General features: G+C 67.7%; 10 protein-coding genes. 7 read left to right on the forward strand and 3 right to left on the reverse strand.

From position 1 onward, the window contains the following. Nucleotides 1-37 precede the first annotated feature (37 nt). The 6 genes from gcvT to C7411_RS02430 all read left to right on the forward strand — a co-directional run bounded on the left by gcvT (nucleotide 38) and on the right by C7411_RS02430 (nucleotide 9,279). Nucleotides 38-1,156: a glycine cleavage system aminomethyltransferase GcvT gene (gene gcvT / locus C7411_RS02405; RefSeq protein ID WP_110383284.1), complete on the forward strand. Its 1,119-nt coding sequence runs from the start codon at nucleotides 38-40 to the stop codon at nucleotides 1,154-1,156. Between the two features lie 75 nt (nucleotides 1,157-1,231). Continuing rightward, nucleotides 1,232-1,612, forward strand: a complete 381-nt coding sequence (gene gcvH, locus C7411_RS02410; protein ID WP_110383283.1) for a glycine cleavage system protein GcvH — start codon at nucleotides 1,232-1,234, stop codon at nucleotides 1,610-1,612. A gap of 81 nt (nucleotides 1,613-1,693) precedes the next feature. After that, nucleotides 1,694-4,678 (forward strand): aminomethyl-transferring glycine dehydrogenase, encoded by a 2,985-nt coding sequence (gcvP, locus tag C7411_RS02415; RefSeq protein ID WP_110383282.1) that lies wholly within the window; start codon nucleotides 1,694-1,696, stop codon nucleotides 4,676-4,678. A gap of 313 nt (nucleotides 4,679-4,991) precedes the next feature. Next, nucleotides 4,992-5,993, forward strand: coding sequence for an alginate lyase family protein (locus C7411_RS02420; RefSeq protein ID WP_243413036.1), 1,002 nt, complete (start codon nucleotides 4,992-4,994; stop codon nucleotides 5,991-5,993). A gap of 105 nt (nucleotides 5,994-6,098) precedes the next feature. Continuing rightward, nucleotides 6,099-7,487 (forward strand): L-serine ammonia-lyase, encoded by a 1,389-nt coding sequence (locus C7411_RS02425; RefSeq protein ID WP_110383280.1) that lies wholly within the window; start codon nucleotides 6,099-6,101, stop codon nucleotides 7,485-7,487. A gap of 73 nt (nucleotides 7,488-7,560) precedes the next feature. After that, nucleotides 7,561-9,279: a thiamine pyrophosphate-binding protein gene (locus C7411_RS02430; protein ID WP_110383279.1), complete on the forward strand. Its 1,719-nt coding sequence runs from the start codon at nucleotides 7,561-7,563 to the stop codon at nucleotides 9,277-9,279. Nucleotides 9,280-9,389: 110 nt separating this feature from the next. Here the strand turns inward: C7411_RS02430 and C7411_RS02435 are convergent, their stop codons facing one another. Further along, nucleotides 9,390-10,538 (reverse strand): branched-chain amino acid ABC transporter substrate-binding protein, encoded by a 1,149-nt coding sequence (locus C7411_RS02435; protein WP_110383278.1) that lies wholly within the window; start codon nucleotides 10,536-10,538, stop codon nucleotides 9,390-9,392. 95 nt (nucleotides 10,539-10,633) lie between these two features. After that, the gene (putA, locus tag C7411_RS02440; RefSeq protein WP_110383277.1) at nucleotides 10,634-14,578 is read right to left on the reverse strand and encodes a trifunctional transcriptional regulator/proline dehydrogenase/L-glutamate gamma-semialdehyde dehydrogenase; all 3,945 of its coding nucleotides are present in this window, start codon (nucleotides 14,576-14,578) and stop codon (nucleotides 10,634-10,636) included. A 290-nt stretch (nucleotides 14,579-14,868) separates the two neighbouring features. On the opposite strand from putA, the gene C7411_RS37290 reads away from it, so the two are divergent. Further along, a complete protein-coding gene (locus C7411_RS37290; protein ID WP_165822731.1) occupies nucleotides 14,869-15,018 on the forward strand; it encodes a hypothetical protein in 150 nt (49 codons plus the stop codon). 86 nt (nucleotides 15,019-15,104) lie between these two features. Here the strand turns inward: C7411_RS37290 and C7411_RS02445 are convergent, their stop codons facing one another. Further along, on the reverse strand, nucleotides 15,105-17,357 hold the full coding sequence (locus C7411_RS02445) for a primosomal protein N' (protein ID WP_110383276.1): 2,253 nt from the start codon (nucleotides 17,355-17,357) through the stop codon (nucleotides 15,105-15,107). Nucleotides 17,358-17,365 lie beyond the last annotated feature (8 nt).

Genomic DNA, 17,365 nt, shown 5'->3' on the forward strand with positions numbered 1-17,365 from the left:
GTTTTCGCGCGAATTTTCGCGTTTCGCCTGAGGCCCCATGACCGAACTCAAACGCACCCCGCTGAACGATACGCACCGCGCGCTGAACGCGCGCATGGTCGACTTCGGCGGCTGGGACATGCCCGTCAACTACGGCTCGCAGATCGACGAGCATCGCGCCGTGCGCACCGACGCCGGCATGTTCGACGTCTCGCACATGTGCGTCGTCGACTTTTCGGGCCCGAAGGCGCGCGAGTTCTTCTCCCGCGCGCTCGCCAACAACGTCGCCAAGCTCACCACGCCGGGCAAGGCGCTCTATTCGTGCATGCTGAACCCCGAAGGCGGCGTGATCGACGACCTGATCGTCTACTTCTTCGCCGACGACCAGTTCCGCACCGTCGTCAACGCCGGCACGGCCGAAAAAGACATCGCCTGGTTCGAGAAGCTCAACGCCGAAGGCGGCTTCGGCCTCACCATCACGCCGCGCCGCGATCTCGCGATCGTCGCCGTGCAAGGTCCGAACGCGCGCGAAAAGGTCTGGCAGGTCGCGCCCTCGTCGCGCAGCGCCACCGAAGTTCTCAAACCCTTCAACGCCGCGAAGATCGAAGCCACGCCGTTCGGCGAGCTGATGATCGCGCGCACGGGCTACACCGGCGAAGACGGCTTCGAAATCGTGCTGCCCGCAGCGGCTGTGTGCGAATTGTGGGACGCCCTGCAGCGCCAGGGCGTCAAGCCCTGCGGCCTCGGCGCGCGCGACACGCTGCGCCTCGAAGCGGGCATGAACCTCTACGGCCAGGACATGGACGACGGCGTCTCGCCGCTCGACGCCGGCCTCGCCTGGACCGTCGACATGAAGGAGCCGCGCGACTTCGTTGGCCGCGGCGCGCTGGAAGCGAACGGGTCGCGTTCGGCCTTCGTCGGCCTGATCCTGCAAAAGGAAAACGGCAAGGCGGGCGGCGTGCTGCGCGCGCACCAGAAAGTGCTCACCCCGCACGGCGAGGGCGAGATCACGAGCGGCACGTTCTCGCCGAGCATGCAGGAATCGATCGCCTTCGCGCGCGTGCCCAAGGGCGTGCAGCCGGGCGACATCGTGCAGGTGCAGATCCGTGACAAAGCCCTTCCCGCGAGCGTGGTAAAACTGCCGTTCGTACGCAACGGCAAGGTGCTCGCCGCCTGATCCGCGAGGATCCTGCCGCCGCGCACGCCCTCCCCCTTTCGAGCAACAAAAACCGAACCACGCACTGGAGCAACCATGAGCATCCCGGCCGATCTGAAATACACCGAATCGCACGAGTGGATCCGCACCGAAGCCGACGGCACGCTGACCGTCGGCATCACCGACCACGCGCAGGAAGCGCTCGGCGACATCGTCTTCCTCGAGCTGCCCGAAGCGGGCCGCGCGGTCACCGCCGGCGACGCCGTTGCCGTGATCGAGTCGGTCAAGGCCGCCTCGGACATCTACGCGCCGGTCGCAGGCGAAATCATCGAAGCGAACACGTCGCTCGTCGACACGCCCGACCAGGTGAACGGCGCGCCGTACGAGTCGTGGCTCTTCAAGATCAAGCCCGCCGCCGACGCCAGGCTCGACGCGCTGATCGACGCCGCCGCCTACGAAAAGGCGATCGGCGCCTAACTCGCAACCTCGCCCCAACCGCCACGGTGCGGCGGCGCGCTCACCACGCCGCCCGCGCCGGCAGTAAAACCCGGAATCCCCATGAAGCTCGAACACCCGGATCGTCTGATGAACTCCCCGCTCTCGCTTGCTGCGCTTGAAGCGCACGACGCTTTCGCTGCCCGCCACATCGGCCCCGACACGGCCGACCAGCAGGCGATGCTCGACGCGCTCGGCTTCGCCTCGCGCGCCGCGCTGATCGATGCGGTGATTCCGGCGAAGATCCGCCGCACCGAAACGCTGCCGCTCGGGCCGTTCTCGCAGCCGCGCTCGGAAGCCGAGGCGCTCGCCGCCCTGCGCGTGCTCGCGGACAAGAACCAGGTGTTCCGCTCGTATATCGGGCAGGGCTACTACGACACGCACACGCCGGCCGTCATCCTGCGCAACGTGCTCGAAAACCCGGCGTGGTACACCGCGTACACGCCGTACCAGCCGGAAATCTCGCAGGGCCGCCTCGAAGCCCTCTTGAACTTCCAGCAGATGATCACCGACTTGACGGGCCTCGCGATCTCGAATGCGTCGCTGCTCGACGAAGCCACCGCCGCCGCCGAAGCGATGACGCTCGTGCAGCGCGTGGGCAAGTCGAAGTCGAACGTGTTCTTCGTCGCCGACGACGTGCTGGCGCAGACCATCGAAGTCGTGAAGACGCGCGCGAAGCCGATCGGCATCGAGGTGAAGGTCGGTCCGGCCGCTGAAGCGGCCGAATTTGCCAAAACCACAGGCGCCTTCGGCGTGCTGCTGCAATATCCGGGCGTGAACGGCGACGTGCGCGACTACCGCGCGCTCGCACAGGCCGTGCACGCTGCCGGCGGCGCGGTGATCGCCGCCGCCGACCTGCTCGCGCTCACCGTGCTCACGCCCCCGGGCGAATGGGGCGCGGACGTGGCCGTGGGCAACTCGCAGCGCTTTGGCGTGCCGATGGGCTTCGGCGGCCCGCACGCCGCCTACCTCGCGGTGAAGGACGAATTCAAGCGCCAGATGCCGGGCCGTCTCGTCGGCGTGACCGTCGACGCGCAAGGCAACCCGGCGCTGCGCCTCGCGCTGCAAACGCGCGAACAGCACATCCGCCGCGAGAAGGCGACCTCGAACGTCTGCACGGCGCAGGCGCTGCTCGCGATCATGGCGAGCATGTATGCCGTCTACCACGGCCCGCAAGGCTTGAAGCGCATTGCGCAGCGCGTGAACCGCATCGCCGCGATCCTCGCCGCGGGCGCGAAGCAGCTGGGCTACACGCTCGTCAACGAAGCGTTCTTCGACACGCTCACGTTCGAAGCCGGCCCGCGCACCCAGGCGCTGCACGACGCAGCGCTCGCGCGCGGCATGAACCTGCGCCACGTGAGCGAGACGCGTGTGGGCGTGTCCGTCGACGAAACGACCTCGCGCACCGATCTGGCCGATCTGCTCGCCGTGTTCGCGCAAGCCGCGTTCGCCGGCGAAGCGCCTTCGCTCGACAAGCTCGACGCCGAGCTCACGCAAGCCGCCGCCTTGACGTTCCCGGCCGCGCTCGCGCGCGAAAGCGCGTACCTCACGCATCCGGTGTTCAACCGTCACCATTCGGAAACGGAAATGCTGCGCTACCTGCGCAGCCTCTCCGACAAGGACCTCGCGCTCGACCGCTCGATGATCCCGCTCGGCTCGTGCACGATGAAGCTCAACGCGACCTCGGAAATGCTGCCGGTCACGTGGCCCGAATTCGGCCGCATCCACCCGTTCGCGCCTGCCGAGCAAACCGTCGGCTATCGCGAAATGGTCGATCAGCTCGAACAGATGCTCGTGGCCGCAACGGGCTACGCCGCCGTTTCGCTGCAGCCGAACGCCGGTTCGCAGGGCGAGTACGCGGGCCTGCTCATCATCCAGGCGTACCACGCCTCGCGCGGCGAAGCGCATCGCAACGTCTGCCTGATCCCCGCTTCGGCGCACGGCACGAACCCCGCATCGGCGCAGATGGCCGGCATGCAGGTCGTGGTCGTCGCGTGCGACGCGCAAGGCAACATCGATCTCGCCGACCTCAAGGCCAAGGCCGCGCAGCATGCGGCAAAGCTCGCGGCGATCATGATCACGTATCCGTCCACGCACGGCGTGTTCGAAGAGAACGTGCGCGAAGTCTGCGAGATCGTGCACGCAGCGGGCGGCCAGGTGTACGTGGACGGCGCGAACATGAACGCCATGGTGGGTCTCGCGGCGCCGGGCCAGTTCGGCGGCGACGTCTCGCACCTGAACCTGCACAAGACGTTCTGCATTCCGCACGGCGGCGGCGGCCCGGGCGTCGGTCCGGTCGCGGTGGGCGCGCATCTTGCGCAGTTCCTGCCGAACCAGCTTTCGTCGGGCTACAAGCGCTCGACCGACAAGGGTCACGGCATCGGCGCGGTGAGCGCGGCGCCTTACGGCTCGGCGTCGATCCTGCCGATCTCGTGGATGTACATCGCCATGATGGGCGCGGCCAACCTGACCGCGGCGACCGAAAACGCGATCCTCAACGCCAACTACGTGGCGAACAAGCTCGCGCCGCACTTCCCGGTGCTCTACAGCGGCCCGGGCGGGCTCGTCGCGCACGAGTGCATTCTCGACCTGCGCCCCATCAAGGATGCCAGCGGCATCACCGTGGACGACGTGGCCAAGCGCCTGATGGACTACGGCTTTCACGCCCCGACCATGAGCTTCCCGGTGCCGGGCACGCTGATGGTCGAGCCGACCGAATCGGAGTCGAAGGAAGAGCTGGACCGCTTTATCGACGCGATGGTGGCCATCCGCGAGGAAATCCGCGCCGTGACAGACGGCCGCGCGGACAAGGAGGACAACCCCTTGCGCCACGCGCCGCACACGGCCGCTGTCGTCGTCGCCGACGAGTGGAAGCACGCCTACTCGCGCGAGCAGGCCGCCTACCCGGTCGCGTCGCTCGTCGCGAACAAGTACTGGCCGCCGGTTGGCCGCGCCGACAACGCGTACGGCGACCGCAACCTGTTCTGCTCGTGCGTGCCCATGAGTGACTATTCGGGCGCACACGCCGGCGAAACGGCCGGCGAATAAGCCGCTGCAAGGCCGCTGCGTTATCTTCGGTGAACGCAGCGGCGCTCACCCCTCTCACATTTGCCGCCGCAAACCGCTAACATCACACACCTGTCAGCCTTGAATCAGGGAGTCGCGCATGGCGCGGAAGGTGGGAACGGATCTACTGCGGGTTCCACTGCGGGACTTGCCGCATACCGCAACGCGCAATTCGGTCCGGCAGACCCGGCACGCGCGCGGCACGTTGCAAAGCCGCCCGCAGCGCCTTGCCGCCGCGCTGGCGCTCGCCTGTGCAACGCTTACCGGCACCTTCGCCGGCTCGGCCCACGCGGCCATGAACTTCTGTGCGGCACCCGCGCTGCAATCGAGCGAGCGCACCAACTCCGATCCGGGCGTGAAGGCGCTCGTGGCCGAGGTGCTGACGCACGTGAACGACACGCCGCGTCCGCTGCCGCGCCTGCACACCGAAGGCACGCTGCCGCACGAGGGCATCTACGATCAGAGCGACGAGGCCGCGAAGGAGCTCGACCTCATGCGCAACGCCGCGCTCGCGTGGCGCGCGACGAGCGACGAGCGTTTCCTGAAGCTCGTGGACCGCTTTCTGCTCGCGTGGGTCACCACCTACAAGCCGAGCTTCAATCCCATCGACGAGACGCGATTCGAGGGCTTGATACTCGCCTACGACATGACCGCGAGTGCGCTGCCCGTGAAAACGCGCAACGCGACCATGCAGTTCCTGAACAGCTTCGCGACCGGCTACATCGCGCAGATCGACGCGCAGCCGCGCCCGCTCAAGGGAAATTTCGCGAACAACTGGCAAAGCCATCGGGTCAAGCTGATAGCGATGATTGCGTTCACGCTCGACAACCGCAAGATGATCGCGACGGCGCAGCGCCTGTTCGTGGAGCATCTCGGCGACAACGTCGCGCCCGACGGCTCGACACTCGACTTCACCGAGCGCGACGCGCTGCACTACGTGACCTACGATTTGCAGCCGCTCGTGACCGCCGCGCTCGCCGCGCGCCGCCACAACCGCAACTGGCTGACCGAACGCGCGGCCAACGGCGCCACGCTCGCGGGTGCGCTCGACTGGCTCACGCCTTATGCGCTCGGCCAAAAGACGCACGAGGAGTTCGTGCATTCGAACGTGCCGTTCGACGCGAAGCGGCGCGAAGCGGGCCTGCCGGGCTACACCGGCCAGTGGGACCCGAAAAACGCCGCCGAACTGTTTCATCTCGCGGCGCGGCTCGACGGCCGCTTTGCGCCAGTCGCACTGAAACTCGCACCCACGCCGCCCGCGTGGCTCGCCGTGTGTCTGCCGTTGCCGGCGCGCTAAAGCGCGCGCGGGTTGCGGCGGCGGCACGAAACTAACGATGCCGCGGAACGTGACTTCCGCGCCGCATCCCCGCAAACCGACGTCAGACAAGCAGGAGCAGTACTCATGGCAGTAAGCGTTTTCGATCTCTTCAAAGTCGGCATCGGGCCCTCCAGCTCGCACACGGTCGGGCCGATGCGCGCGGCGCTGATGTTCGCCGAAGGACTCGAGCGCGACGGCCTGCTCGCGAGCACCGCCGCCGTGAAGGTCGAGCTGTACGGCTCGCTCGGCGCCACCGGCAAGGGCCACGGCACCGACCGCGGCGTCATGCTGGGCCTCATGGGCGACGCGCCCGACACGGTCGACCCCGACACCATCGGCGAGCGTCTCGAAGCCGTGCGCACCTCGCGCCAGCTCGCTCTCCTCGGGCGCCACCCCATTGCGTTCGTTCCGAAAGAGCATGTGGCGTTCTACCGCCAGGCGCTGCCCGAACACCCGAACGGCATGAAGCTGCGCGCCCTCGACGCGAATGGCGGCACGCTGCGCGAAAGCACCTACCTGTCGGTGGGCGGCGGCTTCGTCGTCACGGCCGGCGCGCCGAACACGAAGGTGCTCGCCGCCGCCCAGCAATTGCCGAATCCGTTCGGCACGGGCGCGGAGATGCTCGCGCTGTGCGCCTCGACGGGCAAGAGCATCGCGCAGCTGATGCTCGAAAACGAGCGCGTCTGGCATGGCGACGAGCAGATCCGCTCAGGTCTCCTGCATATCTGGAGCGTGATGCAGTCGTGTGTGTCGCGCGGTTGCGGCATCAACAATCCCGACGCCGACGGCACGCTGCCCGGCCCCTTCGCCGTGAAGCGCCGCGCGCCGCAGCTCTATCGTGCGCTGACGAGCAACCCCGAGCGCGCGCTGCAAGACCCGCTCTCGATGATCGACTGGATCAACCTCTACGCGATCGCCGTGAACGAGGAAAACGCCGCGGGCGGCCGGGTGGTGACGGCGCCGACCAACGGCGCAGCGGGCATCATCCCCGCCGTGCTGCACTATTACGTGCGCTTCACGCCGGGCGCGAACGAACAGGGCGTGATCGACTTCCTGCTCACCGCAGCTGCCATCGGCATTCTCTACAAGCTCAACGCGTCGATTTCGGGCGCCGAAGTCGGCTGCCAGGGCGAAGTGGGCGTGGCCTGCTCGATGGCCGCCGGCGCGCTCGCCGCCGTGCTGGGCGGCACGCCGCAGCAGGTGGAAAACGCCGCCGAAATCGGCATGGAGCACAACCTCGGCCTCACCTGCGACCCCGTGGGCGGCATGGTGCAGATTCCCTGCATCGAGCGCAACGCCATGGCCTCGGTGAAGGCCGTGAACGCCGCGCGCATGGCGCTGCGCGGCGACGGCGCGCATTACGTTTCGCTCGACTCCGTCATCAAGACGATGCGCGAGACCGGCGCCGACATGAAGACGAAGTACAAGGAGACTTCGCGCGGCGGCCTCGCGGTGAACATCGTGGAGTGCTGATTCGTTCGCGCGCTGTCGCCTTGCCTGACTATCCGGACGTCATCACGTAACGATTGAAGGAGACTTGACCGCCATGCAGCAGCCGAACGCATCCGCCACCGCCGAAGCCACCACCACCGGCGCCCGCCTCGTCGTCGATGCCCTCGTCGCCAATGGCGTCGAGCGCGTGTTCTGCGTACCGGGCGAGAGCTATCTCGCGGTGCTCGATTCGTTGTCCGACGAAACCGCGAAGATCGAAACCGTGGTGTGCCGTCACGAGGCGGCGGCGGCAAACATGGCGGAAGCGATCGGCAAGCTCACGGGCAGGCCCGGCGTCGCGCTCGTCACGCGCGGGCCGGGCGCCACGCACGCCTCGATCGGCGTGCACACGGCGTTCCAGGACTCCACGCCGATGATCCTCCTGATCGGCCAGGTCGCGCGCGACCAGATGGACCGCGAGGCGTTCCAGGAGATCGACTATCGACGCATGTTCGGCCAGATGGCCAAGTGGGTCGCGCAGATCGACGACGCGCGCCGCGTGCCCGAATATCTGAGCCATGCGTTCCATGTCGCGATGTCGGGACGGCCCGGCCCGGTCGTGCTCGCGCTGCCCGAAGACATGCTGAGCGGCGCGATTCCCGCGTCCGAAGCGCAGCCCGTCGCACCGCCCGCGCAGCGCGTGCAGGCGTCGCCTTCCGCGGCGCAGATGGCGCGCCTGCGCGAATGGCTCGCGCTCGCGAAGAAGCCGTTCGTGATCGCGGGCGGCCATGGCTGGAACACCCAGGCGTGCGCCGATTTCCAGCGCTTTATCGAGAACTGGCAATTGCCAGTCGGCCTCGCGTTCCGCTTTCAGGACACGCTCGACAACGAGCATCCCAACTATGCGGGCGACGTGGGTCTCGGCGTGAATCCGGCACTCGCGAAGCGCATTCGCGAAGCCGACGTGCTGCTCGCACTCGGTCCGCGTCTGGGCGAAGCCACGACGGGCGGCTACACGCTCTTCGACATCCCGAAGACGAAGCAAACGCTCATTCACGTGCATCAGGGCGCGGAGGAACTCGGCCGCGTCTATGCAGCCGATCTGCCGATCGTGTCGGGCCTCGCCGAAATCGCGGCGCTGCTCGCAGAACTGCCCGCCCCCGCGCAACCCGCGTGGGCCGGCAGCGCCGCACAGGCGCACGAGGCGTGGCAGGCATGGCGCAAGCCGCTGCCGATGCCGGGCGACGTGCAACTCGGCGAAGTCATGCAGCAGCTGCGCGCACGCCTGCCCGACGACGCGATCGTCACGAACGGCGCGGGCAATTACGCAACGTGGCTGCATCGCCACTTCGCGTATCGCCACTTCCGCTCGCAACTCGCGCCCACGAGCGGCGCGATGGGCTACGGCGTGCCCGCCGCGATCGCCGCGAAGTCGCTTTACCCCTCGCGCACCGTGGTCGCGCTCGCGGGCGACGGCTGCTTCATGATGGCCTCGTCGGAACTCGCCACGGCGATGCAGTACGGTCTGAATGTCGTATTCATCGTCGTGAACAACGCGCACTACGGCACGATCCGCATGCACCAGGAGCGCCACTATCCGAACCGCGTGCACGGCACGCAGCTCACGAACCCCGACTTCGCGGCGTTTGCGCAGTCGTTCGGCGCGCATGGCGAAGTCGTCACGACCACGGCGCAATTCGCCCCTGCGCTGGAGCGCGCGCTCACGGCAGGCAAGCCCGCGCTGATCGAAATCCGTGTGACGAAGGAAGCGAGCACGCCTGCGGCGACGCTCGAGCAGATCCGCGAAGCGGGCAGGAAAATGCGCGGAGAATGACTGACAAGGAATCCTGAACAAGCTCACCTTTCGCGTCGAGCCCCCAAAACAAACGCCCCGCAGATCTTTCGATTCTGCGGGGCGTTTTACATCTGCCGAAGCTCAGGCGCTTACTTGCCGCCCACGCTTTGCAGCGTCGTCCACTTGCCGTCGACAACCTTGTACAGCGTGATGCCGCCGTTCTTCAGGTCGCCGCGCTGGTCGTAGGCGAGGTCCGACGTCGTGACCGCCGGCATGCTGGTCTTCTCGAGGAACGGCAGGTACTTCGCCGGATCCGTCGAGTTGGCCTTCTTCATGGCGTCGAACATCGCCATGGCGCCGTCGTAGGCGTACGGCGAGTACGTCTGCACGTCTTCGCCGAAGCGCTTCTTGTACTTCGCGACGTAGTCCTTGCCACCCGGCATCTGGTCGAGCGGCAGGCCGGCGAGCGACGCCACCGTGCCGTTCGCCGCGTCACCCGCGATCTGCAGGAAGGTCGGCGTGTGCACCATTTCGCCGCCCATCAGCGGGGCCTTGATGCCCAGCGACTTCATCTGCTTGACCATCGGCGCCGCCTGCGAATCCGCGCCGCCGAAGTAGACCAGATCGGGGTTCATCGCCTTCGCCTTCGTCAGCACCGACTTGAAGTCGACGGCCTTGTCGTTGGTGTACTCGCGGTCGATGATGGTGCCGCCCGCAGCCTTCGCCGCCTTCGAGAACTCGTCGGCGAGACCCTGGCCGTAAGCCGTGCGGTCGTCGATCACGACGATCTTCTTCATGCCCAGGTTCTTCACCGCGAACGCGCCCGCCACCGAACCCTGCTGCGTGTCCGAGGTCATCATGCGGAACGTCGTCTTGAAGCCTTGCTGCGTGTACTCGGGCGCCGTCGCCATGGCGATCTGCGGGATGCCTGCGTTCGCGTAGATGCGCGAAGCCGGGATCGTCGTGCCCGAGTTGAAGTGGCCGAGCATGCCCTTGATGCCGTCGTCGACGAGCTTCTGCGCGACCGTCGTGCCCGTGCGCGGGTCGGCCTGATCGTCGGCCGAGTCGAGCACGAAGTGAACCGGCTTGCCGCCGATCACCGGCTTCGTCGCGTTCATCTCTTCGACTGCGAGCGTGATGCCGTTCTGGAAGTCCTTGCCGTAGTGCGCCTGCGCACCCGTCATCGGACCGGCGAAACCGATCTTCACGTCTTCGGCTTGTTGTGCGTGCGCAGTCCCCGCCAGCGACAGGGCGGCAACAAGCGTTGCGCCTGCCAGCTGCTTCATCGTGTGTTGCATTGCTTCTCCTTGGTACCAGGTATCGAACGAGCGGCTTCGGATTCGTGAGCCTTGCCGCTTCCTTGTCTTGAGACGACCGACAGTATGGCTTGTGCTTAGCCGATCGTCATCAGATTTGCATTACCGCCTGCTGCTGCCGTATTCACGCTGACCGAACGTTCCGCGAGCAGCCGTTCGAGCGCGTAATCTTCATCGCCGTTGGCGAGCGCGTGCGCGGCCACCCCCTGCACCGAGACGATCGGGCCAGGACGCTTGGCCACTTCCTTCACGAGTGCGAGCAGCTCGTCGCTGTCGCCTTCGAAGAGGACCGCATCGAAGTCGGCGTCTGCCGTCTTCCTGATCGCCACGTGGGCCTTCAGCGGTGCCGGCAGCGCGCTCACGAGCGCTTCGCCCGCCGCGCCCTGGAACAGCGCGCGGTTGCCCGTTGCGAGCGCAACGGCGAGTTGCGCGCGTGCGCCCGTGGCTGTGGACGGCACGCACAGCACCGTGCCGCGCGCCGAAAGCGTGTAGGTATTGCGCTCGCCCGTCGGGCCCGGCAGAACCGCCGTGGCGCCCGCGAGCACGTATTCGAGATAGCCTTCGCAGCGCGCCGCGAGTGCGGGCTCGCGCTCGGCGATGAGCCAGTCGCGCAGCGTCGTGAGCGCAGCCTGTGCCGACTGCGGCGCGCCGTTGCCTTCGGCGCCTTGCGGCGCATCGACGACGAGCACATCGGCGAGCGACTTCGGTAAGCCGGCCGGACGCTTCGCGAGCAGGCGCGGCAGATAGAGCGCGCCACCCGCCTTCGGCCCCGTGCCCGACAGACCTTCGCCGCCGAACGGCTGCACGCCCACTACCGCGCCGATCACGTTGCGGTTCACATAGATGTTGCCCACGTGCGCGCGGCCGATCACGTGGGCGATCGTTTCGTCGATCCGTGTGTGAATGCCGAGCGTGAGGCCGTAGCCCGTGGCGCGGATCTGCTCGAGCAGGCGGTCGAGCTGGCTGCGGCGATAGCGCACCACGTGCAGCACCGGGCCGAACACTTCGCGCTTGAGTTCGTCGAGGCTGTCGAGCTCGATGAGCGTGGGCGGCACGAACGTGCCCTGCGCGCAGGTGTCGGGGGTCGGCATCTGCAGGACCTTGCGGCCCTTTTCGCGCATGCCGGCCACGTGCGAGTCGATACCGCGTTTCGCGTCGATGTCGATCACGGGGCCGACGTCGGTCGAGAGGCGGTCGGGGTTGCCCACCGCGAGTTCCTTCATCGCCCCCGTGAGCATTTCGAGCGTGCGGTCCGCCACGTCGTCCTGCAGGCACAGCACGCGCAGCGCGGAACAGCGCTGGCCGGCCGAGTCGAACGCGCTTTGCAGCACGTCGGCCACGACCTGCTCCGCGAGCGCCGACGAATCGACGATCATCGCATTCTGGCCGCCGGTTTCGGCGATCAGCGGAATCGGGCGGCCTTCGGAATCGAGACGTTCGGACAGCGTCTTGTTGATGAGGCGCGCGACTTCGGTCGAGCCCGTGAACATCACGGCGCGCGTGCGGTGGTCGGCGACGAGCGCCGCGCCCACGGTTTCGCCGTTGCCCGGCAGCAGTTGCACCGCGCCCGCCGGCACGCCGGCTTCGCGCAGGATGCGCACGGCTTGCGCGGCGATCAGCGGCGTTTGTTCAGCCGGCTTCGCGAGCACCGTGTTGCCGGCTGCGAGCGCCGCGGCCACCTGGCCCATGAAGATCGCGAGCGGGAAGTTCCACGGGCTGATGCACACCACGGGGCCGAGCGGGCGGTGCGTATCGTTCGAGAACTCTTCGCGGATCTGCGTGGAGTAATAGCGCAGGAAGTCGATCGCTTCGCGAATTTCGGCCACGGCGTTCGGCAGCGACTTGCCCGCCTCGCGCACGATCAGGCCCATCAGCGTATGCATCTGCGCTTCGAGCAGATCGGCGGCGCGCGCGAGGCAATCCGCGCGCGCTTCGACGGGCGTGGCCTGCCAGATCGGCGCGGCGGCCACGGCGTGCGTGAGCGCGGCGCTCACGTGCTCGCTCGTGGCTTCCACAACGGTGCCGACGAGATCGCGATGATCGGCGGGGTTGCGCACGTCGCGCGCGGCGCCGTCTGCGATGTCGCTGTCCGCGAGCATCGGCGCGGCGCGCCACGGATGATGCGCGCTCGCCAGCAGCGCCGACGAAAGCGACGCGAGACGATGCTCGTTCGAGAGATCGAGGCCCATCGAATTGAGGCGCTCGTTGCCGTAGAGCTCGCGCGGCAGCGGAATCTTCGCGTGCGGCGCGCCGAGCGGCACGACCTTGGCGGCGGCGTCGATGGGATTCGTGACCAGTTCGGCGACCGGCACGGAGGCATCGGCGATGCGGTTCACGAACGACGTGTTCGCGCCGTTTTCGAGCAGACGCCGCACGAGATACGCAAGCAGCGTTTCATGCGTGCCGACCGGCGCGTAGACGCGGCACGGACGGTTGAGCTTGCCCTGCGAGAGCGGGCCCGTGACTTCTTCGTACAGCGGCTCGCCCATGCCGTGCAGGCACTGGAATTCGTACTGGCCGGGATAGTAGTTCTGGCCCGCGAGGTGATAGATCGCCGAAAGCGTATACGCGTTGTGCGTGGCGAACTGCGGATACACGGCATCCGGCGCGCCGAGCAGCTTCTTCGCGCAGGCGAGGTACGACACGTCCGTGTAGATCTTGCGCGTGTACACGGGGTAGCCCTCGAGGCCATCCACCTGGGCGCGCTTGATTTCCGTATCCCAGTACGCGCCCTTCACGAGGCGCACCATGATGCGGTGACGGCTGCGGCGCGCGAGATCGACAATGTAGTCGATCACGAACGGGCAGCGCTTCTGGTAAGCCTGCACCACGAAGCCAATGCCGTTCCAGCCCGCGAGTTCCGGATCGAAGCACAGCGCTTCGAGCAGGTCGAGCGAAAGTTCGAGACGGTCGGCTTCTTCGGCGTCGATATTGAGGCCGATGTCATAGCGGCGGGCGAGCACGGCGAGTGCGCGCACGCGCGGCAGCAGCTCGCCCATGGTGCGTTCCTGCTGCGCACGCGAGTAGCGCGGGTGCAGCGCGGAGAGCTTGATCGAAATGCCCGGGCCTTCGTAGATGCCGCGGCCCCCCGCGGCCTTGCCGATGGCGTGGATCGCCTGCTCGTACGATGCGTAGTAGCGCTGGGCATCGGCTTCCGTCGTCGCGGCTTCGCCGAGCATGTCGTACGAGTAGCGGAAACCGCGCGCTTCGAACTTGCGGCTGTTGGCCAGCGCTTCGGAGATGTTCTCGCCAGTGACGAACTGCTCGCCCATCAGGCGCATGGCCATGTCCACGCCCTTGCGGATCAGCGGCTCGCCGCCCTTGCCGATCATGCGCGTGAGCGCCGACGACAGGCCGGTTTCGCTGTTCGTCGTGACGAGCTTGCCGGTGATCATGAGGCCCCATGTGGCGGCGTTCACGAACAGCGACGGCGCGTGGCCCACGTGCGATTTCCAGTCGCCCTTGCTGATCTTGTCGCGAATGAGCGCGTCGCGCGTGGCGCGGTCCGGAATGCGCAGCAACGCTTCGGCGAGGCACATCAGCGCCACGCCTTCCTGGCTGGACAGCGAAAACTCGTGGATCAGGCCCTCCACACCACCGCCCGTGCCCTTCGCGCGCAGCGTTTCCACGAGCTTCGTGGCGAGCTTCGTCACGTCGCCCGTGAGGTTGGCCGGCAGACGCGCCTCGCCGATCAGGAACGGCACGCACTCCGGCTCCGGGCGGCGGTACGCGGCCGTGATGGCCGCGCGCAGCACCGACTGCGGTTGCACGTTTTGCGCAAATTCGAGGAACGGGTGCGATGCGGCTTCGTCGTCGTCAGCGGCAGTACCTTCGGCGAGATCGGTCGCACCGACATGACCATTGAGTTCGGGAGGCAGCTGGCCGTGCTCGATTTTCTCGAGATAGGCGAAGATGGCTTGCTTGATGAGCCAGTGCGGCGTGCGCTCGAGCCGCGTGGCGGCGTCCTTGAGGCGGGAGCGGAGGAGGTCGTCGACCTTGACGCCAAGTGTGGTGCTAGCCATGTTTCCTTCGTATGCCGGCAGACCCGCACCGGCGGTGACCAAAAAGTTGGCGAATCGTAACCCTGCCAATAAAAAGGTGCAACCACTCCCTCAAAATGGTTGCACCGTGGCTGAGGTCTTGTGCAGCCTGGGTTTGCGGCCGATGTCCGCCCACCGGGCCGCGCGGGTTGCGCTTGGTATTTTCCCTGGCTCCGCAACACGCTGGACAACCCTAATCGATTCTGCGGCCGTGCCGTTATACAAACAGAGCAGGGGTTGTTGATCACAAGAAAGTGCGAAGGGACCGGAAAATGGAAAAGCTGCTGGTAATCGCAGGGATCTGGACGATGTGCGCCACGTGCGCCGTGCTTTTCATTCGCGGCGCGACGGCGCCGGATGAACGCCGCATGAGCTTGAAGCGCGCGGCGTGCAGGGACGTGGCCGACACCGTCGGCCAGTGAGGAAGGAAACGGGAAGTTGATGCCGGGCGGCCCCGCTGTTGCGGCAGGGTGCGCGTCTGCGCGGCCATGCCGGCTGCCGTGGGCCGCTAGATATCGAGCGGATCGACTTCGAGATTCCAGCGCAGCACGCCGCGCAACGCGCGCAGCGCGGGCTGCCACGCGCGCAGGGTTGCCTGCAGCGCGGCACGCGACTGGCTTTCCACGAGCAGTTGCGCGCGATGCACGTTCATCACCTTCACGATGGTGAGCGGCACCGCGTCGTAGGCCATGACGCGTTCGGCGCCCGGAATCGCCGCGAGCGCCTCCGCGGCCTGGGCGAGGAACGTCAGCGCCGCCTCCAGCGTGCGCCCTTCGGCGCGCAATAACGCCTGATAGACGAACGGCGGCAGATGCGCATCGCGCCGCTCCGCGATCTGCGTGTTCGCAAACCCCACGTAGTCCTGGCGCGCCAGTGCGTGATAGAGCGCGTGACGCGGATAGCGCGTCTGCACGAGCACCTCGCCGGCCAGGCCGGCGCGCCCCGCCCGCCCGCTCACCTGCATCAGCTGCGCGAACAGGCGCTCGCTCGCCCGGAAATCGTGCGAAAAGAGCGCATTGTCGGCGTTCAGCACGCCAACGAGCGACACACGCTGGAAGTCGTGTCCCTTCGCGATCATCTGCGTGCCCACCAGGATGTCGACCTCGCCCGCGTGCACGTCGGAGAAAAGCGCCTGCGCGCTGCCCTTGCGGCGCGTGCTGTCGGCGTCGATGCGCAGCACCCGCGCACCCGGCACCGCGCTCGCGAGCGCCTCCTCGATGCGCTGCGTGCCGCGCCCCATCGGCGCGATGTCGACGTTGCCGCACTCGGGACATGAACGCGGAATGCGCGATTCCCAGCCGCAGTGATGGCAGCGCAGCCCGCGTTCGGGCTTGTGCAGCACGACGTACGCGCTGCAGCGCGGGCAGCCCGCCACCCAGCCGCAGGCATCGCACGCGAGCGTGGGCGCGTAACCGCGACGGTTCAGGAACACGAGGCTCTGCTCGCCGCGCTCGAGGCGCGCCTTCATCGCCGCGACCAAAGGCCCGGAGAGCCCTTCGAACGACGCGCGGCCCCGCCGCCGCTCCTCTTCGAGATCGATCAGCTTGACGGTGGGCAGCACCGCGTCGGCGATCGCGCGGCGCGCAAGCGTGAGGCGCGTGTAGCGGCCCTGCTCGGCCTGCCACCAGCTTTCGAGCGACGGCGTGGCCGAGCCCAGCACGACCGGCACGCCCAGCTGCTTCGCGCGCCATACCGCGAGGTCGCGCGCCGAGTAGCGCAGCCCTTCCTGCTGCTTGTAGGCAGGGTCGTGTTCCTCGTCGACCACGAGCATCGCGAGACGCGGCAGCGAGGCGAGCACCGCGAGCCGCGTGCCGAGCACGATGCGCGCGCGGCCCGTGTGCGCCGCGAGCCAGTTGCGGGCGCGCTCGCCTTCGGCGAGGCCGCTGTGAAGCGTGACGATGGCCTCGTCGGCAAGCGTGGCCGCGAAGCGCGTGCGAAAGGCCGCCTCGAACTGCGGCGTGAGATTGATTTCCGGAACCAGTACGAGCGCCTGGGCGCCCGGGTCGCGCTCGAGCAGCGCCGCGAGCGCGCGCAGATAGACCTCGGTCTTGCCGCTGCCCGTCACGCCGTGCAGCAGGAAGGGCGCGAAGCCGCTCGCCGCGCCGATCGCCTCCACGGCGTCGGCCTGCTCGTCGCTCAGGCGCGGGACGTCCACGGCGGCAGTCGGCGCGGCGCTGTGAGCCGCGCTTGCGGCCGCGCCGAACTCGATGCGCTCATGCTCGACCCAGCCGGCCTCGCACCAGGCTTCGAGCGTCGCAATCGCCTTGGGATGCAGCGCGCGGGCCGCGGCTACGTCGAGTTCGCCCGCGCCGGAGAGCGCCTGCGCGAGACGGCGCAGCGCCTGGGCGCGCGCCGGCAAGGCGTCGGGCAGCGCGGCGCGCCCTTGCGGCGACAGCCGGTAGCGCTCCTCGGGGGCGAGCAGGCGCGCCCAGCGCGACGGATCGCGCAACGCCTGCGGCAGCGCCGGCAAGGCGACCTCGCCCAGCCCCCGCTGATAGTAGTCGGCGGCAAAGCCAGCCAGCGCGAGCCATTGCGCCGAAAGCGGCGGACAGGCGGCGCACACCGCGCTCACGTCGCGAATCTTGTTCGCGGGCACGTCGCTGTGAGCGTTCACTTCGCAGATCAGGCCGACCACGTCGCGACGCCCGAACGGTACGCGCACGAGCATGCCGGGCGCGGGCGCACTGTCGAGACCATAGCGATAGTCGTAAAGCGCATCCAGCGGATGATCCAGCGCCACGCGCACGTACTGCCCTGTCATGCCTGACT

This window comes from Paraburkholderia silvatlantica, from assembly GCF_003096715.1.
Lineage (GTDB): Bacteria > Pseudomonadota > Gammaproteobacteria > Burkholderiales > Burkholderiaceae > Paraburkholderia > Paraburkholderia silvatlantica.